Here is a 20,579-nt window from a genome sequence, read left to right on the forward strand (position 1 = left end):
TTATGCGGGCAGGTCACGCTCTAGCGGTTTCAGTGAACCTTTGCGATCCGAGCCGTCAGCCGCCTTGGGCAGTTCGATCTCGGTGCATTTTCCGGCGTCAACCAACGTCCAGGCGTTGCCCTGATAGTCAACGGTCGAGGTCCCCGCGCATGTGGTGCCCGGACCTGCGGCGCAATCGTTCTCGCCAGCTTTGGAAATGCCATAGCACTTTTCTTTTGCTTGCGCGCTTGCTGTGGTGGCCATGCCCGATACAGCGGCTGCAACGGCGCTTGCGATTACAAGGGATTTTGCGGTGTTCGACATCTCGGTAATCCTTTTGATGACTGCGTATGTCTGCTTTTGACAATGACAAAGGTAATCGCTTGGGTGCCCTAGTTGAATTCACGAGCCCGTGTCTCACAACCCCGTCAAAGATCGTCATGCGTCCTTGCAGGTTAACATATTGTTTTTGAAATCGAAAATGTAAATTGTTTCAATCCGGCCCTGATGAGAGGGCCGGATTTCAGTCGATTTGCCGTGTTTTGTTACAGCAGATCTGGTGGTGTCGCAGCTTTGGACAGTTCATTTGTTACAGTTTCAAGTGACTGTACCTGCGTTTGTTTCTCGCCAAGACGACGGACGCTGACCGTGCGCTCATCAACTTCGCGGTGACCGACGGCCAGAATGACGGGCACTTTTCCGACCGAGTGTTCGCGGACCTTGTAGTTGATCTTTTCGTTGCGAATATCGGCTTCGGCCCGAACGCCAGCCGCCTTGAGGGTTTCGACAACCTCCAGGACATACTCATCGGCTTCGGATGTAATCGACGCAACAACGACCTGACGCGGAGCCAGCCAGAACGGAAGCTTACCGGCGTGTTCTTCGATCAGGATGCCGATGAAGCGTTCAAACGAGCCAAGGCAGGCGCGGTGCAGCATGACGGGGCGGTGTTTCGCGCCATCGGCCCCGATATAGGTGGCGTCCAACCGCTCGGGCAGGACGAAGTCCACCTGGAAGGTTCCGCATTGCCAGTCGCGCCCGATTGCGTCGGTCAGCACGAATTCCAGCTTAGGCCCATAAAACGCGCCTTCGCCGGGATTCAGTTCAGGCTCGACACCTGCTGCGCGGGTCGCGGTGAGCAGGGCCTCTTCTGCCTTGTCCCACACCTCATCCGAGCCGGAACGCTGTTCGGGCCGGTCCGAGAACTTCACCTTGAAGCCTTCAAACCCGAGGTCTTTGTAGACATCCGTCAGAAACCCGATGAAACGCGCACATTCGTCACCGATCTGATCCTCGGTTGAGAAGATATGCGCGTCGTCTTGGGCAAACCCGCGAACACGCATGATTCCGTGCAGGGCTCCCGACGGTTCGTATCGCGCGCAAGAGCCGAACTCGGCCATACGCAGAGGCAGGTCGCGATAGGATTTCAAGCCCTGCTTGAAAATCTCGACATGGCAGGGACAGTTCATCGGCTTTAGCGCATTGACCGCCTTTTCACGGGCATGTTCCTCATCAACTTCGACGATGAACATGTTTTCCTGATACTTGTCCCAGTGTCCCGAACGCTCCCACAGCTTGCGGTCAACGACCTGCGGCGTGTTGACTTCGACATACCCCCCGCGATGCTGAGCGCGGCGCATATAGTCCTGAAGCGTCGTGTAGATGGTCCAGCCGTTGGGGTGCCAGAAGATCTGCCCCGGAGCTTCTTCCTGCATGTGGAACAGGTCCATCTCGCGGCCCAGCTTGCGGTGGTCGCGCTTGGCTGCTTCTTCCAGCATGTGCAGGTGGGCTTTCAGCTTTTCCTTGCCGGTGAAGGCCACACCGTAGATGCGTTGAAGCATGGCGCGGTCGCTGTCGCCGCGCCAATAGGCACCGGCGATGGACATCAGTTTGAACGCGTCGCCGGGCAGTTGGCCGGTGTGCTGCAGGTGTGGACCGCGGCACAGGTCCTGCCAGTGGCCGTGCCAATACATGCGCAGCGGCTCATCCCCCGGAATGGCTTCGATCAGTTCGACCTTGTAGGGCTCATTATTGGCCTTGTAGAACTCGATCGCGCGGTCACGGTCCCAGACCTCGGTGGTGACGGGGTCGCGCTTGTTGATGATCTCTTTCATCTTTTTCTCGATGAGGCCGAGATCTTCGGGGGTGAAGGGTTCCTCGCGGTCGAAGTCGTAATACCAGCCGTTGTCGATGACTGGGCCGATGGTGACTTTGGTGGCGGGCCAGATTTCCTGCACGGCGCGGGCCATGACATGGGCCAGATCGTGGCGGATCAGCTCATTGGCCTGCGCTTCATCCTTCATGGTGTGGATGGCGATTTGCGCGTCGGCTTCGATGGGCCACTGAAGGTCCCAGTGCTGGCCGTTTACCGTGGCCGAGATCGCTTTTTTCGCCAGCGAAGTTGAAATATCGGCTGCCACCTGCGCGGGTGTGACGCCAGCGTCATAGCTGCGTGCATTGCCATCGGGAAAGGTGAGAGAGACGGATTTTGAATCCAGGGCCATGGTTGGCTCTCCTCGTCGGTTTGGCGCCCACTGAACGCCCGGTTGCGGGTTATTTGCGTTTGGCTGCTTTGGCAGGTGGGGGGGATTGTGTCAAGTGCTGGAGCGAGGGGCGCTGCCCCTCGCGCTCCCCGGGATATTTTTAGCCAGATGAAGGGCGGATCGGGGAATTGCGGTTGGGGGCGGGACGTGCATGATGCAGGGAAAGCAGAGAGGGTTTTATGGCAGCGACGGATTTTCTGGACACCGCGCAGGGGCGGCGGTTGGCGTATCACAAAAGCGAGGGGTCTGGGCCGACCCTAGTATTTCTGGGCGGCCTCAAGTCGGATATGGAGGGCACCAAGGCGGTGCATCTAGAGGCCTGGGCGCGGGCGCGCGGGCAGGCGTTTTTGCGGTTCGATTATTCGGGTCACGGTGAAAGCGACGGCGCTTTTGAAGATGGGTGCATTGGCGATTGGCATGAGGATACTGTGGCCGCGGTTTCCGAGTTAACTGAGGGGCCGTTGATTGTCGTGGGGTCTTCGATGGGCGGGTGGCAGGCCCTGTTGCTGGCCAAGGCTATGCCGGAGCGGATTGCGGGGATGGTCACAATCGCGGCGGCGCCGGATTTTACCGCAGACGGGTACTGGGCCTCGTTCACGGACGCTCAGAAGAAGGCACTGGAGGAAGTCGGGCATGTAGAACTGCCGTCGGATTATATGGAGCCGTACATCATTACAAAGCGGATGATAGAAGATGGCCGTACCCGGCTTGTCCTGCGTGACCCGTTGGAGCTGCCGTTTCCGGTGCGCTTTTTGCAGGGCACCGAGGACACAGCTGTTTCGACGGCTACTGCGGTCAGGCTGCTTGAACATGCGTCCGGACCCGACATGAGTCTGTTGCTTGTCAAAGACGCCGATCATCGGTTCTCGGACGGTCCTTGCCTTGGTTTGATCGAGCAAGCCGTTCTAGATGTTATGAACGTGTCATAATGCGACTGATTGGTCGCCTGTGTCTGGCTCTTGTTGCGGTTGGGGCGCTGATTTACTGGTTTGGTCCGCGCGAAGAAGTGGACCTTCACCCTCGGTTCGAGCCCCGAAAGTTCGGGGAGGGTGTGCAGGTCTATTTTGAAAGCGTCGAGTCAGCCTTTGACGATATCGTTCCCGGTGTCGAGAAGCGTGTGATCTGGCAGGACGGTTTCAAAGAGCGTAGGACGCCGGTTTCCATCCTCTATCTTCACGGGTTTTCTGCGACGTCCGAGGAAATTCGCCCGGTCCCCGATAGGGTCGCGGACGCGCTGGGGGCCAATCTGGTCTATACGCGGTTGCAAGGGCACGGGCGCAGCGGCGAGGCCATGGCCGAAGGAACAGCTTCGGGGTGGATGCAGGACATGGCCGAGGGGCTGGCTGCGGCGCGTGCGGTTGGTGATCAGGTCGTAGTGATTTCAACGTCGACTGGCGGGACGCTGGCGGCTGCGGCTGCGATGGACGATGACCTGAGCCGGGATCTGGCAGGCATCGTCTTTATCTCACCCAATTTCGGTGTGAACACGCCCGGTGCCTGGATACCCGGGTTACCTTGGGCGCGGGACTGGCTGCCTGTGCTGATGGGAGAGAACCGAGACGTCTCTGGCCCGGACCCGGAGAAGAACAGGTATTGGTCGGCGATATACCCTTGGGAAGCGGTCGTGCCGATGACAGTATTGGTGGACGTGGTGTTTGCGCTTGATTTTTCTGGCGCGAAGGTGCCAGCGCTGTTCTGGTTTTCAGACGACGATCAGGTGGTTCGGCCGGACCGGACGCACAAGGTTGCCGAGGCCTGGGGCGCGCCAGCCGTTGTAGAACTGGTGACCATGGGGCCAGACGACGACCCTTCTTCGCATGTTGTGGCGGGTCGTTTGATGTCGCCGGGGCAAACCGAAGCGACCGTTGAGGGCATTTTGGCTTGGCTTGAAACTTTGGGGATCAAGTAGCGCAAGGATAGGGATATGCGTAGACCGGGAAGCATGTGGAGCCTTGAAACGCTTGGCCGAGTGCGCCTGTCCCGGCATTTTTTCATGCGTGATTTTCTGTATTCGGAAATCGGGAATTTTCACGAAAAACAGAACATTCCCGAGAATCCCGATTTGGCAATCCAAACCGGGCGCGCGCTGTGCGAGACCCTTCTGGACCCGCTGGAAGAAACTTTTGGTCGGATCGGGGTTCGGTCCGGATACCGCTCACCTTCGTTGAACCGGTTTGGAAATGAAAACCGTCTGAATTGCGCCCGCAACGACAATCCTCTTGAGTGCCATATCTGGGACCGCGCGGAGGGGGATGACCGGATCGCCGGCGCTTCGATCGTGATTCCATGGTTCGCGGACCGTTATCAAGACGGCCGCGACTGGCGCGATCTGGCGTGGTGGATGCACGATCATCTGGACTATTCCGAGATTTGGTTTTTCCCCAAACTATGTGCCTTCAATCTGGTCTGGAGACCGATCCCCCATCGCCGTATCGACAGCTATATTTCCCCACGTGGTTGTTTAGTGCGCGCCGGGGCCGAGCCTGCCGAATGCCTCGAGGCTCGAAAGGCGCGGTACGCGGATTTTCCGCGCTTCAGGGGCTTGAACTACCCCTGAACTTTTTCTTGCCGGCATCAGAAAAACCGCTCATCCTGCGGAGAAGAAACGCCGAGGTGGACGAACTCAAGGAGGCCCAGCGTGGTCGAACCGTTGGTATTGTTACCCGGGTTCATGTGCGATGCACGGTTGTTCGGGGCGCAAATATTGTATTTGTCGAACCGCCGCGCAGTGACAGTTGCCCCGGTGTCAGCGGGTGACCGTATAGAAGAAATCGCTTCGGGCTTGCTGGATCAGTTGCCGCATCGGTTTGCGCTGGGCGGGCTTAGCATGGGAGGGGTGGTCGCGCTTGAGATCATTCGTCGTGCGCCGCAGCGTGTGTCGCGTCTGTGTCTGATGTCGACAGATGCCCAGGCTGACACCCCTCAGATTGCCGCGGACCGAGAGGAGCTGATCGTAGGTGCGAAATCGGGCCGTCTTGAGGATGTGATGAGCAGGCTAATCGGTTCAGAAACACTGGCCCCTGGACCGGGGCGCGTTCCTGTTCTGAATGAAGTCTTGGCTATGGCGATGGACTTGGGACCGGATTTATTTGAACACCAGATGCGGGTTTTGCAGCGTCGCCCAGATCAGCAAGGAGCTTTGAGGCACATAGCTGTGCCAACTTTGGTTTTGTGCGGGGCGCATGATCAGCTAACGCCTGTGCGAAAACATACCTTCATGGCTGAAATGATCCCCAACGCCGAGCTTAAAGTTATAGACGAAGCTGGCCACCTGCCGACACTAGAAGCACCTGCGGCTGTGAACGAAGCGCTCGAATCCTGGCTGAATATTCCGGCCCGGTTGCCTTATCTATAAAGTGCGGCCCGTTCCGTTTTGGTGAGAACCACTGGCGTTGATACGGGTGCACCACTTTCGGGGTCGAAGAACGGAGTGTTCCTCCAGCTTCCTGTCAGGCGTGACTTAGAAACCTGAAAAATCAAGCTGATGGCAGCAGGCCAGACCTTTTCGTGCGTTTGTTTGCCGCCCGGCCGAGGGACAAACCCTCGGATTGTGATAGGTGCCAGCCCGCGTGTGTCGGCGATCCGATCAACGAAGAACGCCGCGAAAGGTAGCTTTGGTTTGGGCGATATTGTTGCCAGAGGCGCATTGCAACATTTCGCGTAGCAGCGCAGCATACCCTTGGGGCTTAACTGCATGAGCGCCAGATGCTCGGCCCCTTTGTCGATCCTGATATCATCGGGCGGCATGAGCAGCACTTCGATGGGGCCGGGGGCTGGGTCGGGTTGACCGAAATACAAGTGTGCGGCTCGGCAATCGTGGCAGAAACAGACCGCGTGAGTCGCTGATTTGGCACCGGCCGCTGTGATTCGGCCTTGGATCGCTCTGCAACTGCAGAAGAAGGCAAATTCCTTCGCCTTAGCCCCGTTCATTGCATCAGGCGACCTTGTTTTTGTTGGCGGCGCGCCGACGTGGTTTACGTGTATTCGCGTTCATGAAATCGATAACCAGCGGACGAATATTGTCGCGCCAGCTACGACCGGCGAAGATGCCGTAATGCCCGGCTCCGGGTTCGACGTGGCTGGCCTTTTTGGACTCCGGCAGGCCGGTGCACAGGTTCAGTGCCGCAATGCACTGACCCGGGGCCGAGATGTCGTCATTGGCGCCTTCAACTGTCTTTACCGCGACATCGGTGATCTTGCCGATGTCCACCTTGTGGCCTGCGACAATGAACTCATTGCGTGCGATTTCGCGGTTCTTGAAGATACGTTCAACGGTCGACAGGTAAAACTCGGCGGTCATGTCCATAACGGCCAGATATTCATCATAGAACCGGTTGTGCGCGTCGTGATCCGATGCTTCACCCCGCATAACACGTTGTATTTGGTCGGAAAAAGCCTTGGAGTGGCGATCTGCATTCATTGACATGAAGGACGCCAGTTGCAGCAGGCCCGGATACACCATGCGGCCCACGCCCTTGTATTTGAAACCGACGCGCTGGATCATGGTTTCTTCCAACTGGCCCATCGTGACGCGGCGGCCAAAATCGGTCACGTCGGTCGGGGTCGCGTCCGGGTCCACGGGGCCGCCGATCAGCGTCAGCGTGCTGGGTTGTGCCTTGGGCTCAATTTCAGCCAGGTAAGCGGTGGCTGCCAAAGTTAGAGGCGCAGGTTGGCAAACTGCAACAACATGTGTGTCCGGACCCAATTCTTTCATGAAATCGACAAGATAGAGAGTATAGTCTTCTACATCGAACTTGCCTTCGGACACGGGAATATCACGCGCATTATGCCAGTCGGTAACGTACACCTCGCAGTTGACCAGCAGACTTTTGACTGTGGACCGCAACAAGGTCGCGTAGTGTCCCGACATCGGGGCGACCAGCAGCACTTTGCGCGGTTGTTCTTCGCGCCCGTTCACGCGCACATGGATCAGGTCGCCGAAAGACCGCTCCATCACCGGGACGATATCGACAATGTGGTCTTTGCCATCTTCGCATGTATAGGTGCGGATGCCCCAGTCGGGTTTGGCGATCATGCGCTGAAAGGTGCGCTCGGTCACTTCGCCCCAGGCTGCCATCATGCTGAACGCCGGGTTGGGAACCATCGAAAACAACGGGTAGGACGCCATCGCACTGGCCGTCGCGCCCATCCACTGGTTGGTGTTGCGCATGGTTTCCATCAAGTCGTAGGTCAGCATGTAGCGCATAAAATGGGCCTCCTGAGTGTCAGCCGAAAGTTCGGACCATTCGTCGCTTTGCCCCAACGCATTTGCGACGTTATTCTGCATAGCAGCGAGGTTAGGGGGGAATTGTTAAAATGACAACAAGTGAAGACCAGACACGAGAGCTGACCGAAGAACACCTTGAACGACTTAAAGAAAATATGAATAAAGTCGAAGCGCTCTCAAAGCGGCTGGTCGAAGTTATGGCTGGAAAAAAGGCGCACAACCCCGCGCTGGACGGCCCGAATCAAGATCTTTTTGCAAAAGCAGCAACGGCGTATCTGACCGAAGCGTGGCAGAATCCCGCCAAGCTGCTTGAGCACCAGATCGAATACTGGGGCAAATCCGTTATGAACTTTGCCGAGGCGCAGCAAGCGCTTACCAAGGGCGAGGTCGAAGATGACGAAACCCGCCCAAGAGACAAGCGTTTTTCCAACCCCATGTGGGAAAGCAACCCCTATTTCCGCTTTATCCGTCAACAGTACCAAACGAACGCGGACGCCATCGCGCAGGCTGTCGCATCGGTTGAGGACTTGGACGGCACGGACAAGCGCCGCCTGCGGTTCTTCTCGCAACAGATCGTGGACATGATGTCTCCGACAAATTTCCTCGCGACCAACCCCGATGCGCTGGAAAAAGCTGTTGAGACGGAGGGGCAGTCGCTCATCCAGGGGCTTGAGAACCTGGTGGCGGATCTCGAAGCCAATGACGGCGAGATGGTTGTAAAGCTGGCTGATGAAACCGCCTTTGAAGTCGGCGGCAATATTGCCACGACGCCGGGTGAGGTGGTGTATCGAAACCGGTTAATGGAATTGATTCAGTACAAGCCGGTGACCGAGACAGTTCACGAAACGCCGATTATCCTGTTCCCGCCTTGGATCAACAAGTTCTATATCCTCGATCTCAAGGCCCAGAACAGCCTGATCAAATGGGTGACTGAACAGGGCTACACCTTGTTTGTCGTCAGTTGGGTAAATGCGGATGCATCGCACGCAGACATTGGCATGGCCGATTACGTCGAAGAAGGATTCCTGACGGCGATCGAGCAGGTCAAGTCGATCTGCAAGGTCAAACAGGTCAATGCGGTCGGGTATTGTATCGCCGGCACCACGCTCAGTCTGACCCTGTCGCTGCTGAAACAGCGCGGCGACAAGTCGGTCAAGTCTGCAACACTTTTCACTGCTCTGACCGATTTTGGCGATCAAGGAGAATTCACACCGTTCCTTCAGAACGATTTTGTGGACGGGATCGAGGAACAAGTCGCAAAGGACGGCGTGCTCAAGGCTTGGGTGATCGGACGGACGATGTCGTTCCTCAGGTCGAATGACCTGATCTATGGGCCTGCGATCCGTAGCTACATGATGGGCGAGACACCGCCCGCCTTTGATTTGCTGTTCTGGAACGGGGATGGTGCAAACCTGCCCGGCCGCATGGCGGTCGAATACCTTCGGGGTTTGTGCCAAAGCAATGACTTCGTCAACCAAGGCTTCGAGCTGCTGGGACACACGCTTCATGTGCGCGACGTTGATGTCCCCGTGATGGCCATCACATGCGAGACCGACCACATCGCCGCCTGGAAAGACTGCTATCGCGGAGTGCAGCAGATGGGGTCTCGGTCCAAGACATTTGTGGTCTCGGAATCTGGCCATATCGCTGGGATCGTGAACCCGCCCAGCAAAAAGAAATATGGTCACTACACGAACCCGGATATGAAAGCAGACGCAGAAACTTGGTTGAAAGAGGCCGACTATCACCAAGGATCCTGGTGGCCCCTGTGGGAGGCGTGGCTGAAAAAACGCTCTGGCAAACAAGTACCAGCCCGAGAGCCAGGCGATTCGGAACATCCACCTCTGGCGCCTGCGCCGGGCACGTATGTGTTGGTCAAGTCAACGAATTGATTTTCCGTGACTTCTTGAGATTTTCTGCGCTGCAGCAAGAAAAAACTTGCAATGCTGCGGTGCAGCAACCATATTGTCCTCAAGCTGATGAAAGCCGGGGTGGGCCCGGTTCGGCAAAAGGATTAGGAAAATGGCAAAGACTCAAGACTTTACCGCGACCCTGAAAGACATGATGGGCGCGTTCCCTGTTGACACCACCGCTCTGGAAGGTGCCTTCAAGTCGACCGCAAGCCTGAACGAAAAGCTGTCGGGTGTTGCACTGGAAGCCGCTGAAAAGTCGGCTGAGATCTCGAACAAGTGGACCAAAGACACTCTGGCCAAACTGACCGAGATGTCGAAAGCAAAAGCAGAACCTGCTGACTACGCCAAAGCTGCGACCGATTTCGCAAGCGCGTCGGCTGAAGTTGCTGCTGAAAATCTGGCGGCCTTCGCTGAAATCGCCAAGAAAGTTCAGACTGAAACCGTCGAGCTGCTGATGGCTGCTGGCAAAGAAGCTGCAGAAGACGCAACTGCTGCTGTCAAAAAAGCCACCAACGACGTGACAGCTGCTGCCAAGAAAGCAACTGCTGCGAAGTAAAGAGAATGCCGCGAGGCGCACCCATTCCTCCCAACCGGTGCAATCGCGCAGGGCAGGTCGAAAGACCTGCCCTTTCTTTTTGTGCTGCGGTCGCATAACCTCTGCTGCAACGCATCATCCTTGGGGAGGGAAAACGGTGGCAGACCAAGAAAAACCGTTGCTGATCAAACGTTATGCCAGTCGTCGGCTGTATAACACCGAGACCAGCGATTACGTCACGCTCGAGGATATCGCAGCGTTTATTCGTGATGGGCGCGAAGTTCAGATCATCGACCTGAAAACCGGGGACGATCTGACACGGCAGTACCTGCTTCAAATCATTGCCGAACATGAAAGCCGGGGCGAGAATGTGCTGCCGGTGAATGTGCTAAATGATCTTGTGCGCAGCTACATGCTGCCGGGCGGTGGGATGATGCCTCAGTTCTTGCAAAGCTCGTTCGAGATGCTGCGCGAAAGCCAGTCAAAAATGATGGAAAACATGAGCGCCATGAACCCCATGTCTCAGATGCCGGGGTTCGAGGCGATGCAGGCGCAGCAACAGGCGTTTCTCAAGGCGATGACCGGTGGCTTGTCCGGCGGTTGGTCTGGCCCGGACAAGGAAGGCGAGGGTAAGGCAGAGCCGAAAGAGGATCTGGACGACATCAAAAAGCAGCTTGCCGAGTTGCAGCAGAAACTGTCCAAGCTGAACTGATCCAGCCACTCAGAACGAAAAAAGCCCGCCTTTGGCGGGCCTTTTTATGTGATGGGGTATTGATCAGGTGCCGAAAGCCATCGCCGGCGCGGTGACCTCACCGACGGATGCCAATAGGATATCGGCGATTACGTCCAGCTCTTCGCGGGTTAGGCGAACGGGCAGGCGAACGTCGCAAGCTTTCATCAGCATCGCGCGGGTTTGCGGCAATTCGACCTGCTCAGGCAGGAATTGCCAGTTCCAAAAGGCGCGGGCATTGTCTTCACTCAGACCGAAAACCTGCACTTTTACCCCGCGCGCCTCGGACGCGGCCGCAAAAGCGCGGATGTCATCATCGCTGAGGCCGACCAAGTTGAACTGGATCGAGTCCGGGGCGCGGCGCTCGGGCGATAGCGGGGCGGGCACGTCGATATTCGGCGACGTGTTCAGGCGATCCGCGACATAGTCGTGATTGGACAGACCGTCGCGCACCCGACGCGCCAATTCCGGTATTTGCGGGCGGATTACGGCCGCGCTGAGGTTGCTCATCCGCAGATTATACAGCGGCAACTTGTTCTGCCAGCGGGCAAAGGCTTGCTCCAGCTCGGGCGAGTTGTCTCCGTGCGGGCCTTTGTGCTTTTTCCAGTTGTGCTCATAAGCGCCCGACATGATCACGGCCTGCGCCACCAGATCGGCGTCATCAGTGATCAGGATGCCACCTTCGCCAGCGTTGATCATCTTGTAGGACTGGAACGAGAAACAACCGACCTTGCCGATCGTGCCAATATTGCGCCCGTGCCAGGTGGTGCCCAGAGAATGGGCGGCATCCTCGATTACGGGGATGTCGCGCGCATCGCACAGCGCCATGATCGCGTCCATGTCAGACGTGTGTCCGCGCATATGGCTGATGATCACGGCCTGAACATCGTCAAGTTTGGTGGCAAAGTCCGCCATGTCGATACGGTAATTCTCAGCAACTTCGCACAGCACCGGAATGCAATCTGCGTGAACGACCGAGGACGGGACGGCGGCAAAGGTAAAGCCGGGGATCAGGACACGTGCGTCGCGCGGCAGACCCAAGGCTTTGAGCGACAGGAACAACGCGGCCGAGCAGGACGAAACCGCCAGCGCGTACTTGGTTCCAAGCAACTCGGCAAATTCGGCCTCAAGCAACGCAACCGGCGCGTCTTGCGGTGCGGTATAGCGAAACAGGTCGCCCGACTGCATCAAGGCGTCGATGGCGTCACGGGCGGCTGCGGGGATGGGTTCGGCGTCATGGACGTTTGGAGGAAGCGTCATATTTGGTTTTCCCGAATTCTATCTTTGGGAAATATAAAGCTGATGAGGGCGCAATCCAAGCCTTCATTCACCCTAACGGCGAAATTTCACCAATCTGTCGTAAATCAAAGGCCGAGCCGGTCCCGCAGCGCAAACCACGTCATTGCCAGCACCAGCAGGGGGCTGCGCAGGGCGGTGCCTCCGGGAAAAGGCAGGGCGGGGACACGGGCCATGGTGTCGAACCCTTCGGCCTGTCCCTGAATAGCCAGCGCCATCAGTTGTCCCGCATGGGTCGCGGTGCCGACCCCGTGACCGGAATAGCCCGAAGCGGACAGGATATTAGGTGCAACCCGCGTCAGGTAGGGCATCCGCCGCATGGTGATCGCCAGCGTGCCGCCCCAGGCATAGTCAATCTTCACGTCACGAAGGTGCGGGAAAATCTCTGTCATCGGTTTGCGGACCTTGGCGGCGATGTCGGTTGGGAAACGGTAGCCATAGCTTTCACCGCCGCCGAACAGCAGCCGGTTGTCGGCGCTAAGGCGGAAATAGTTCACCACGAACTTGGTGTCGGCCACCGCTACGTCGCGGGTCAGAACGCGGGCGGCATCGCTGCCCAAAGGCTCGGTCGCGGCGATGAAATTGTTGATTGGCATGACCCGCGCGGCGACCTTGCTGTTCAGGTTGCCGAGGTATCCGTTACAGGCCAGAATGACGTGATCGGCGGTGACTTTGCCCTGTGCTGTGTGGACGATGGCGGGCGAGGTTTCCTCGACCCCTGTCACCTCGGTGCTTTCGTAGATGCGCACGCCTGCCTTGGCCGCCGCCTGCGCCAGCCCCAGCGCATAGTTCAGCGGATGCAGATGCGCCGCACCCAAATCCAAGTAGCCACCGCGATAGGTGGGCGAGGGGCACAACCCGTGGCCCGCGCCTTCGTCCAACAGCTCCAACTGGTCATAGCCATAGCGATCGGACAAGTGCGCCGCGTGATCGTGCAGTTCTTTCTGTTCACCGCTAGACAGGCCCAGAGCGGCAATGCCCGGTTTCAAATCGCAATCGATCTGGTGCTTTGCGATCAGTGATTTGACCAGAGCCTTTGCGTCTTCGGCCAGATCCCACAGCTTGGCGGCGTCATCATCACCCACCAACCGTTCGAGGTCTTCCTGATCCATCCGCTGTGCGCTGCCCAACTGACCGCCGTTGCGACCTGACGCGCCAAAGCCTGCGCGATGCGCCTCAAGCAGCACCACGCTGAACCCGGCTTCGGCCAGATGCAGCGCGGCGGACAAACCGGTATAGCCAGCACCGACCACGCAGACATCGGCTTTCTCGTCGCCCGACAGCACCGGAAAGCGGTCGATCGGGTTGGCCGTGGCCGCGTACCAACTGTCTGGATATTCGGCCTTGCGGTCGTTGGAATACAGCAGGTTCATCGCCATGCCTCAAACATTCAGCAGCAGATGTTCCCGTTCCCACGGCGAGATGACCTGCAGGAACTCCTCATATTCGGCGCGTTTGACGATGCCATAAACACGGGCGAATTCGGGGCCGAGAACGTCGTGTAACTCGGTCGCTTCGTCGAACAGATCAAGCGCGTTGCCCATGACTTGCGGGATGTCGCCATCGCCTTCATAGGCGTCGCCATAGAATTGACGGCGCGGGCGTTCTTGCTGGGTGAGGCCCAGATAACCGCAGGCCAGTGACAGCGCGATGCCCAGATAGGGGTTGCAGTCCATACCGGCGATACGGTTTTCGACCCGGCGCGCCTCTGGCCCGGATAGCGGCACGCGAATGCCCGTGGTGCGGTTGTCGCGCGCCCATTCCAGATTGATCGGAGCGGCGTGATCCTTCACGTAGCGGCGGTAGGAATTCACATAGGGCGCCATCACCGCCAACCCCGAGGGCAGGTGGTTTTGCAACCCAGCAATGAAGTTATAAAACGCATCCGTCTCACCCCCCTGAGGACCCGAGAAGATGTTCTGGCCAGTCTCAATGTCGGTGATCGAGTGGTGAATATGCATGGCCGATCCGGGCTCATCGACAATCGGTTTGGCCATGAAGGTGGCAAAGCAATTGTGACGAAGTGCGGCCTCGCGGATCAGGCGTTTGAAATAAAACACTTCGTCAGCCAGCTTGACCGGATCGCCGTGACGGAGGTTGATTTCCAGCTGGCCAGCGCCGCCTTCCTGTGTGATGCCGTCGATTTCAAATCCCTGATGCTCGGCAAAATCGTAAATGTCGTCGATCACCGGGCCGAATTCGTCCACTGCCGTCATCGAATACGCCTGACGTGCCGCTGCCGGGCGACCCGACCGACCCATCATGGGCTTGATGCCCTGAGCGGGGTCCACGTTGGGGGCGACCAGAAAGAACTCCATCTCGGGCGCGACAATCGGGTTCCAGCCCTTGTCGTGATACAGCTGCACGACGCGCTTGAGCACGTTGCGCGGGCTGAAGGGGATCGGATTTTCGTCGCGATCATATGCGTCGTGAATAACCTGCAACGTCCAGTCGCCGGTCCATGGGGCCGCCGATGCAGTAGACATGTCGGGCTTTAGGATCATGTCGCGTTCGATAAACCCATCGTCACCAGCAGCTTCGCCCCAGTCTCCAGTGATCGTCTGATAGAAAATGCTGTCCGGCAGGTGGAAATAGGATTGCTTTGCGAATTTCGAGGCAGGCACCGCCTTGCCCCGCGCAATTCCGGGCAGGTCCGAGATGATGCATTCGACTTCGTCCAAACGCTGACCTTCGATATAGGTCTGTGCTGCCTGAGGCAGTTGATCTTTCCAGTCGGCCATCAGGCCCTCTCTTTCTTCAAAAACTCTGCCATAAGCCGACCGATCTTCGGGTTGTCGTCATTGGCGGGCAGGCGGTTCGTGGCCGCCTGCATCAATTCATCCGGTACAAGACCTTTGCCACGTGTGTCCATCAAGCCCTTGATAAACCCATCTCCGTATTCTGGATGAGCCTGCACGGTCCAGATTGTATCCCCATAAGCGACCATGGCGTTCTGGCAGAAGTCGTTGGTGCCGGTCACGCGTGCGCCGTCAGGCAGGGAAACCACCTGATCTTGATGCCACGCGTTCAGCGTCACCGTCTGGCCATCCAGATCGTAATCCGTGCGGCCCACGGCCCAGCCGCCTTTGAACTTTTCAACCTTGCCGCCCAACGCCTGAGCAATGATCTGGTGCCCGAAACAAACCCCGATCAGCGGCTGGCCCTTGTCCCGGATCGACCGGATCAAGTCTTCAAGCGGCGGTATCCAAGCATGATCCTCATACGCACCATGGCGCGAGCCGGTGATGACCCAGCCATCTGCGGCACCGGTGCTGTCGGGGAACTGGTTGTCGACGACATTGAACGTCTCGAATTCAAACCCGTTGCCGCCCAGCAGGTCGCGGAACATTCCGTCATATTCGCCGAATTCGTCGTGCAACTCGTCCGGTGGGTGGCCGGTTACAAGGATACCGATTTTCATAGGTCACCAAATTTGATCAAATTTATTCTAGCCCACCACATCAGAGTGGGCAAGGGGGGTCAGACGGCCTCGACGTAGCTTAGCCAATGCGTATCCGGCTGGCGTTCGGCAAATCGGAGGATCTCTTGCCGCTTTGTCATGGCCATGTTCTGTATCAGCGCGGCTGGAAAGACACGCGCGACGCAGGGGTCGGTCTCGAACGCGGAAATGGCGGATGCCCAATCAGCGGCCAGTTGTGGCAGGCCGTCGATGTCATAGGCATTGCCGGTGATCGGGGCAGGCGGCTCGGTCGCGTCTTCGATCCCGTTCATTGCCGCGCCCAGTACGGCGGCCAGCATCATATAGGGGTTGATGTCTCCACCGGCCACCCGATGCTCGATCCGGCGCGCTGCGGGGGCACCGCCGGGAATGCGCAGAGCGGCGGTGCGGTTTTCATAGGCCCAGCTTGCGCCCGTGGGCGCGTGGGCACCGGGCACAAGCCGGGTGAAGGAATTGCCGTGCGGCGCAAAGATCAGGGTGCTACCGGGCATTGCCGCCAGACACCCGGCGATAGCGTGGCGCAGCGTGTCCGTCCCCTCGGGACCGCTATTGTCAAAGATGTTCCGCCCCTGACCGTCCACAACTGAGAAATGCACATGCATCCCATTGCCTGCGTCTTCGGCATAGGGTTTGGCCATGAACGTGGCGGTAAAGCCGTGTTTGCGGGCCAAACCGCGCGTCAAGGCTTTGAAAAGCCACGTATCATCGGCGCAGCGCATGGCGCCCTGATGGTTCAGGTTGATCTCGAACTGGCCAATGCCGCTTTCGGAAATGGCGGTCTGGGCGGGGATACCCATTGCAGCGCAACCATCGTAGAGGTCGGTGAAAAAGGCATCAAACGCGTCCATCTCGGCCATGGAAAGCACCGCTTCGTCCACCAGCCTGCGTCCGGTAATGGGGTTCAGCGGCGGCTGCGGTTGCGCGCCAGACGAATCCAGCAGAGTGAACTCCAGTTCCGTCGCGGCGATCACGGACCAGCCGCGCTGGGCATAGCGGTCCAGCACAGCGGCCAGCGCGTGACGCGGGTCTCCGGCAAAGGGGGTGCCGTGGTCATCATAAAGACACATGGGCACCAGTGCGGTGTCCACATCCAGCCACGGCATCGGGACGGGGCCGCGCTCGGTCGGTAGCAGCACTCCATCGGCATCACCGGATTCAAAGACCAGCGGGCTGCCGTCAATATCCGCGCCCCACAGGTCCACGTTCAGCGCCGAAAACGGCATCCGAACCGATCCTTTGTCCAGCTTGTCGGCATAAGAGGGTGGCACGCGTTTACCCCGCAACTGACCGTTAAGGTCACAGGCTGCAACGCGAAAACTGTGCAGGGCGCTCAGGTCCATCGGGGTCTCCATCACTCTGGTTCCCCGAGGTTTAGTCGACGCGAGGCCTCTTGTCACGAAATTTGATCAAATTACCCCGCGCCGAGAGGAGAAGGCGCGGGGCTTGGCCTCAAACGAAGTTGACGCCGTTCTCAGCCATCGGGTGCGCGGCCACCAGGGTGCCGGTCATCGCATGGATGGCATTCGCCAAAGCGGGGGCCGACGGTGGTGTTCCGGGTTCCCCCACACCTGTTGGCGCTTCGGCAGATGGCATGATGTGCACGTCAATGGCGGCGATGTCGCCGATGCGCAGCGGTTCGTAGTCGGGGAAGTTGAACTGATCCACCGCACCACTGGTCAGCGTGATCTGATCGCGCATCACGTGGCCAATGCCATAACCGATGCCACCCTCCATCTGGGCGCGCACGACGTCGGGATTGACGGCAATACCGCAATCCACGGCGCAAGTGACCTTTTCGATCTTGATACCACTTTCCGCGTCGCCCGAGATTTCGACGACCTCAGCCGCGTAAGAGCCAAAGGATTTATGCACCGCGATCCCTTGCGAACGACCTTCCGGGACATTGCCCCAGCCCGCTTTCTCAGCCGCCAACTTCAAAACGGCGGCCTTGCGCTGCTGATCAGGGTTCGCGCTGTCGGACAGATGGGCCAGACGGAACTCGACCGGGTCACGACCGGCGGCCTCGGCTGCCAAGTCCATCATGGTCTCCATCGCATAGGCCGTGTGGGTATGCCCGACCGAGCGCCACCATAGAACCGTGGTCGCCTTGGGTGTATCGGTCAGGCCAACGGCCATGCCGGGGATGGCGTAGGGCGTACCCAGAACACCTTCGACCGAGGTGTGATCCACACCGTCATGCACCGTGACCGCCTCAAAAGGGGTGCCTTTGGTGACAGGTTGCCCAGCGATACGATGTTGCCAGCCGGCGATATTGCCCCCGGCATCCAAACCTACCCGAACTTTGTGGCCAAAGGCGGGGCGGTAATATCCACTGCGGATGTCGTCCTCGCGCGTCCAAACCAGTTTCACCGGGCGCGAGCGATCGGTGACCACAAAGGCAAGCGCGGCCTCGACCTGATAATCCGCATCAGGTGTGGCGCGGCGACCGAACGAGCCTCCGGCCAGCATGGTCTTGATGTGGATCTTCTCGGGCGGAAGTTGGAAGATTTGCTGATAGGCCATATGCGGGCCGGTCGGCATCTGCGCGCCGTCATGCAGAACGATATCGCCCTCGGCAGTCTGTTCGATGGTGCAGTTCAAAGGCTCCATCGGCGCGTGAGCCAGCAGCGGGAAGTAGAAGGTCTTTTCGACCACCTTATCCGCCCCGTCGATGGCGGCCGAAACCGCGGCAACATCCGCTTTGTTCACGTTATACGTTGGCTCGGCGTCCAGTGCGGCCATGATCTCGGACCTGATCTGATCCGAGTCGCGGGTCTCCGCGCCGGACATGTCCCAGTCGACCTCAAGCGCGTCACGCGCCTGAATCGCGGCCCAGGTGTTTTCGGCATACACCGCAACGCCTGCCTGATTGGGCAGAACGGCGGCACTGATATAGCCTTTGACCTCTTTCGACGCGCTGTCGTCAAAGCCTTTGGCGATGCCCCCCTTGGATTCGGGGCGCTTGATCATGGCGACCATCTGGTTGGGCAGATGCACATCCATCGCAAACATCGCCTGACCGTTACCCTTGATGGCCGAGTCCTTGCGGCGCACCAATTCATTGCCGATCAGACGGAATTCGGACGGGTCTTTCAAACGCGGCTCGGCTGGTGCTTCGAGTTGCGAAGCAGCGGCCACGAAGTCCGCAATCGGGGCGGACTTGTCGCCTGCTTTGACGATACCGTCCTCGATTGTAATGCCCGATGCGTCCACGCCCCAGCTTTGTGCAGCGGCGTTGATCAGCATCTCGCGCGCGGCGGCACCGGCCTGGCGGTATTGCAGCCACGAATTCGCCATCGCGGTCGATCCGCCTGTACCCTGGAACGGACCGAACAGCAGGTTGTTATAGACGTTTGGATCAGAAGGCGCGAACTCGTATTCGATCTGGTCCATGGTCAGACCGATTTCCTCGGCGATCAACGTCGGAAGGCCGGTAGCCGGACCCTGACCCTTTTCAAAGTGCTTGACGATGGCTGTCACGGTGCCATCTGCGTCAATCTTCACGAACGGGTTGAACTGAGAAGTCTCGGTTGAGGCCGCAGCAAGCGCTCCATCAGGGCGTGCGCCAATCAGCAGCACAGCACCGGCGGCAGCGGCACCCTTCAAAAATCCACGGCGAGAGGTGTTGATGGTCATGGATCAAGCCTCCAGAATATCGGACGCGCGCTGGATGCCGGCGCGGATGCGTTGATAGGTGGCACAGCGGCAGGCGTTGCCGGACATATAGTCGTCGATTTCCTCGACCGAGGGCTTGGGGTTCTCGGATAGCAACCCGACAGCCGACATCACCTGACCCGACTGGCAATAGCCGCACTGAACGACGTCCAGCTCGACCCAAGCCTGCTGGACGGCCGCGCCGATCTTGTCGTCGCCCACGGCCTCAATCGTGGTGATCTCGGCGTCCTCGACGTCTTCGATATAAGTCTGGCACGAGCGTACGGGCTCGCCATTCAAATGCACGGTGCAAGCGCCACAGGATGCAACGCCGCAGCCAAATTTGGTTCCGGTCAGCTTCAATTCATCCCGGATCACCCACAGCAGGGGCGTGCCGGGTTCGGCGTCAACCGTGTGGGTCTGGCCGTTCAATTTCAAAGTCAGTGACATGAGGGGGATACTCCATGTTGGGCTGGTTACCTGAATCGGTAAACTGGCGGGTTTACCGTAGGTGACAATTCCAAATCTGTAAACCCATGAGTTTACCTAGAGTTTGACCTCGATCTGTCAATGGGACTATAGCTATGAAATATGAACGACATCAGTGCGCCGAATGCGGCCAAACATGCTCAGATCATCGAAGCAGCAGTTGCCGAGTTCCAGGACAAGGGATTCGCAGCGGCCAGTATGGATCGTATTTCCCTGCGCGCCGAAGTCTCTAAGCGCACGTTGTACAAGTATTTTGAAAGCAAAGAAAACCTGTTTCGTTCCATAGTGATAGAGCTGTCGGGCAGGTTCGCCGAGGTGCAGGATATCCGCTATCAGAAGGGCCGCGATATCCGAGAGCAATTAACTGAACTGGCATGGGCCGAAGGGCGCATCCTGATGTTGCCCGAAGTTATGGCCATGTCTCGGATGGTGATCAGCGAAACCTTGCGCAACCCGGATCTGGCGGCTGCGGCGCAGGGCAAACTGGACAAGACCGCGATCTTTGCTGCCATGTTGAAAGACGCCGCAGACGATGGGCAATTGCGGATCGAAGATCCTCAGGCCGCCGGGCAGGAGTTCATCGGCCTCATCAAAGCCAAGGCGTTTTGGCCAATCATTTTCTCTGGTGACGTTCTGAACAAGGACGAGATGGAAGCCACCATCAACAGCAGCGTTGACATGATCCTCAGCCGCTACGGTATTTGACTGTTTCGATGTCTCAAACGGTGGACCCGCCGACAGCTCGCGATCTTT

Annotated in this window: 19 protein-coding genes; 8 read left to right on the forward strand and 11 right to left on the reverse strand. The window is 58.3% G+C overall.

What is annotated here, in order from left to right; genetic code table 11:
* The gene (locus tag ACR0KS_RS06955; protein WP_170382535.1) at positions 1 to 303 is read right to left on the reverse strand and encodes a BufA1 family periplasmic bufferin-type metallophore; all 303 of its coding nucleotides are present in this window, start codon (positions 301 to 303) and stop codon (positions 1 to 3) included.
* Positions 304 to 524: 221 nt separating this feature from the next.
* Positions 525 to 2,483 (reverse strand): threonine--tRNA ligase, encoded by a 1,959-nt coding sequence (gene thrS / locus ACR0KS_RS06960; RefSeq protein WP_170565175.1) that lies wholly within the window; start codon positions 2,481 to 2,483, stop codon positions 525 to 527.
* Positions 2,484 to 2,701: 218 nt separating this feature from the next.
* On the opposite strand from thrS, the gene ACR0KS_RS06965 reads away from it, so the two are divergent.
* From ACR0KS_RS06965 to ACR0KS_RS06980, 4 genes are all read left to right on the forward strand, one after another.
* Entirely contained in the window at positions 2,702 to 3,451 is a 750-nt protein-coding gene (locus tag ACR0KS_RS06965; protein WP_170565173.1) for an alpha/beta fold hydrolase, read from the forward strand.
* Complete coding sequence (locus ACR0KS_RS06970; RefSeq protein WP_170565171.1) at positions 3,451 to 4,431, forward strand: alpha/beta fold hydrolase; 981 nt, start codon at positions 3,451 to 3,453, stop codon at positions 4,429 to 4,431. Before ACR0KS_RS06965 ends, ACR0KS_RS06970 begins: the two co-directional genes overlap by 1 nt.
* 33 nt (positions 4,432 to 4,464) lie before the next feature.
* Positions 4,465 to 5,079 (forward strand): hypothetical protein, encoded by a 615-nt coding sequence (locus ACR0KS_RS06975; RefSeq protein ID WP_170565949.1) that lies wholly within the window; start codon positions 4,465 to 4,467, stop codon positions 5,077 to 5,079.
* 81 nt (positions 5,080 to 5,160) lie between these two features.
* On the forward strand, positions 5,161 to 5,877 hold the full coding sequence (locus ACR0KS_RS06980) for an alpha/beta fold hydrolase (protein ID WP_170565169.1): 717 nt from the start codon (positions 5,161 to 5,163) through the stop codon (positions 5,875 to 5,877).
* Here ACR0KS_RS06980 and ACR0KS_RS06985 read toward each other — a convergent pair.
* Together ACR0KS_RS06985 and phaZ are read right to left on the reverse strand one after the other, a co-directional pair.
* Positions 5,868 to 6,452: a DUF6151 family protein gene (locus tag ACR0KS_RS06985; RefSeq protein ID WP_170565167.1), complete on the reverse strand. Its 585-nt coding sequence runs from the start codon at positions 6,450 to 6,452 to the stop codon at positions 5,868 to 5,870. The two genes, ACR0KS_RS06980 and ACR0KS_RS06985, sit on opposite strands and share 10 nt — an antisense overlap.
* Before the next feature lie 4 nt (positions 6,453 to 6,456).
* The gene (gene phaZ / locus ACR0KS_RS06990; RefSeq protein WP_170565946.1) at positions 6,457 to 7,728 is read right to left on the reverse strand and encodes a polyhydroxyalkanoate depolymerase; all 1,272 of its coding nucleotides are present in this window, start codon (positions 7,726 to 7,728) and stop codon (positions 6,457 to 6,459) included.
* A gap of 110 nt (positions 7,729 to 7,838) precedes the next feature.
* Between phaZ and ACR0KS_RS06995 the strand changes: the two genes are divergently transcribed.
* From ACR0KS_RS06995 to phaR, 3 genes are all read left to right on the forward strand, one after another.
* Entirely contained in the window at positions 7,839 to 9,641 is a 1,803-nt protein-coding gene (locus ACR0KS_RS06995; protein WP_170565166.1) for a class I poly(R)-hydroxyalkanoic acid synthase, read from the forward strand.
* A gap of 130 nt (positions 9,642 to 9,771) precedes the next feature.
* On the forward strand, positions 9,772 to 10,218 hold the full coding sequence (locus ACR0KS_RS07000; protein WP_170382547.1) for a phasin family protein: 447 nt from the start codon (positions 9,772 to 9,774) through the stop codon (positions 10,216 to 10,218).
* Positions 10,219 to 10,354: 136 nt separating this feature from the next.
* The gene (gene phaR, locus ACR0KS_RS07005; protein ID WP_170382549.1) at positions 10,355 to 10,909 is read left to right on the forward strand and encodes a polyhydroxyalkanoate synthesis repressor PhaR; all 555 of its coding nucleotides are present in this window, start codon (positions 10,355 to 10,357) and stop codon (positions 10,907 to 10,909) included.
* Between the two features lie 63 nt (positions 10,910 to 10,972).
* Here the strand turns inward: phaR and ACR0KS_RS07010 are convergent, their stop codons facing one another.
* From ACR0KS_RS07010 to ACR0KS_RS07040, 7 genes are all read right to left on the reverse strand, one after another.
* Complete coding sequence (locus tag ACR0KS_RS07010; protein ID WP_170565164.1) at positions 10,973 to 12,187, reverse strand: aminotransferase class I/II-fold pyridoxal phosphate-dependent enzyme; 1,215 nt, start codon at positions 12,185 to 12,187, stop codon at positions 10,973 to 10,975.
* A gap of 104 nt (positions 12,188 to 12,291) precedes the next feature.
* Positions 12,292 to 13,596: an NAD(P)/FAD-dependent oxidoreductase gene (locus ACR0KS_RS07015; RefSeq protein WP_480693157.1), complete on the reverse strand. Its 1,305-nt coding sequence runs from the start codon at positions 13,594 to 13,596 to the stop codon at positions 12,292 to 12,294.
* 9 nt (positions 13,597 to 13,605) lie between these two features.
* The gene (locus ACR0KS_RS07020) at positions 13,606 to 14,964 is read right to left on the reverse strand and encodes a glutamine synthetase family protein (protein WP_170565160.1); all 1,359 of its coding nucleotides are present in this window, start codon (positions 14,962 to 14,964) and stop codon (positions 13,606 to 13,608) included.
* On the reverse strand, positions 14,964 to 15,644 hold the full coding sequence (locus tag ACR0KS_RS07025; RefSeq protein ID WP_170565156.1) for a type 1 glutamine amidotransferase: 681 nt from the start codon (positions 15,642 to 15,644) through the stop codon (positions 14,964 to 14,966). Before ACR0KS_RS07025 ends, ACR0KS_RS07020 begins: the two co-directional genes overlap by 1 nt.
* 59 nt (positions 15,645 to 15,703) lie before the next feature.
* Entirely contained in the window at positions 15,704 to 17,023 is a 1,320-nt protein-coding gene (locus tag ACR0KS_RS07030; RefSeq protein ID WP_170565152.1) for a glutamine synthetase family protein, read from the reverse strand.
* A 109-nt stretch (positions 17,024 to 17,132) separates the two neighbouring features.
* Entirely contained in the window at positions 17,133 to 19,319 is a 2,187-nt protein-coding gene (locus ACR0KS_RS07035; protein WP_170565149.1) for a xanthine dehydrogenase family protein molybdopterin-binding subunit, read from the reverse strand.
* Between the two features lie 3 nt (positions 19,320 to 19,322).
* A complete protein-coding gene (locus tag ACR0KS_RS07040) occupies positions 19,323 to 19,787 on the reverse strand; it encodes a (2Fe-2S)-binding protein (RefSeq protein ID WP_170382563.1) in 465 nt (154 codons plus the stop codon).
* A 141-nt stretch (positions 19,788 to 19,928) separates the two neighbouring features.
* On the opposite strand from ACR0KS_RS07040, the gene ACR0KS_RS07045 reads away from it, so the two are divergent.
* The gene (locus ACR0KS_RS07045) at positions 19,929 to 20,531 is read left to right on the forward strand and encodes a TetR/AcrR family transcriptional regulator (protein ID WP_170565147.1); all 603 of its coding nucleotides are present in this window, start codon (positions 19,929 to 19,931) and stop codon (positions 20,529 to 20,531) included.
* Positions 20,532 to 20,579: the final 48 nt, after the last annotated feature.

This window comes from Ruegeria sp. BC7, from assembly GCF_056539165.1.

Excerpts from the sequence above, each read along its gene's own strand:
- ACR0KS_RS07025 (WP_170565156.1), bottom strand. The coding sequence starts at position 15,644 with ATGAAAATCGGTATCCTTGTAACCGGCCACCCACCGGACGAGTTGCAC.
- ACR0KS_RS06985 (WP_170565167.1), bottom strand. The coding sequence starts at position 6,452 with ATGAACGGGGCTAAGGCGAAGGAATTTGCCTTCTTCTGCAGTTGCAGA.
- thrS (WP_170565175.1), bottom strand. The coding sequence starts at position 2,483 with ATGGCCCTGGATTCAAAATCCGTCTCTCTCACCTTTCCCGATGGCAAT.
- ACR0KS_RS06970 (WP_170565171.1), top strand. The coding sequence starts at position 3,451 with ATGCGACTGATTGGTCGCCTGTGTCTGGCTCTTGTTGCGGTTGGGGCG.
- ACR0KS_RS07020 (WP_170565160.1), bottom strand. The coding sequence starts at position 14,964 with ATGGCCGACTGGAAAGATCAACTGCCTCAGGCAGCACAGACCTATATC.
- phaZ (WP_170565946.1), bottom strand. The coding sequence starts at position 7,728 with ATGCGCTACATGCTGACCTACGACTTGATGGAAACCATGCGCAACACC.
- ACR0KS_RS07040 (WP_170382563.1), bottom strand. The coding sequence starts at position 19,787 with ATGTCACTGACTTTGAAATTGAACGGCCAGACCCACACGGTTGACGCC.
- ACR0KS_RS06975 (WP_170565949.1), top strand. The coding sequence starts at position 4,465 with ATGTGGAGCCTTGAAACGCTTGGCCGAGTGCGCCTGTCCCGGCATTTT.
- ACR0KS_RS07015 (WP_480693157.1), bottom strand. The coding sequence starts at position 13,596 with ATGAACCTGCTGTATTCCAACGACCGCAAGGCCGAATATCCAGACAGT.
- ACR0KS_RS07045 (WP_170565147.1), top strand. The coding sequence starts at position 19,929 with ATGAACGACATCAGTGCGCCGAATGCGGCCAAACATGCTCAGATCATC.
- ACR0KS_RS07000 (WP_170382547.1), top strand. The coding sequence starts at position 9,772 with ATGGCAAAGACTCAAGACTTTACCGCGACCCTGAAAGACATGATGGGC.
- ACR0KS_RS06965 (WP_170565173.1), top strand. The coding sequence starts at position 2,702 with ATGGCAGCGACGGATTTTCTGGACACCGCGCAGGGGCGGCGGTTGGCG.
- ACR0KS_RS07030 (WP_170565152.1), bottom strand. The coding sequence starts at position 17,023 with ATGGACCTGAGCGCCCTGCACAGTTTTCGCGTTGCAGCCTGTGACCTT.
- ACR0KS_RS07035 (WP_170565149.1), bottom strand. The coding sequence starts at position 19,319 with ATGACCATCAACACCTCTCGCCGTGGATTTTTGAAGGGTGCCGCTGCC.
- ACR0KS_RS06995 (WP_170565166.1), top strand. The coding sequence starts at position 7,839 with ATGACAACAAGTGAAGACCAGACACGAGAGCTGACCGAAGAACACCTT.
- ACR0KS_RS07010 (WP_170565164.1), bottom strand. The coding sequence starts at position 12,187 with ATGACGCTTCCTCCAAACGTCCATGACGCCGAACCCATCCCCGCAGCC.
- ACR0KS_RS06955 (WP_170382535.1), bottom strand. The coding sequence starts at position 303 with ATGTCGAACACCGCAAAATCCCTTGTAATCGCAAGCGCCGTTGCAGCC.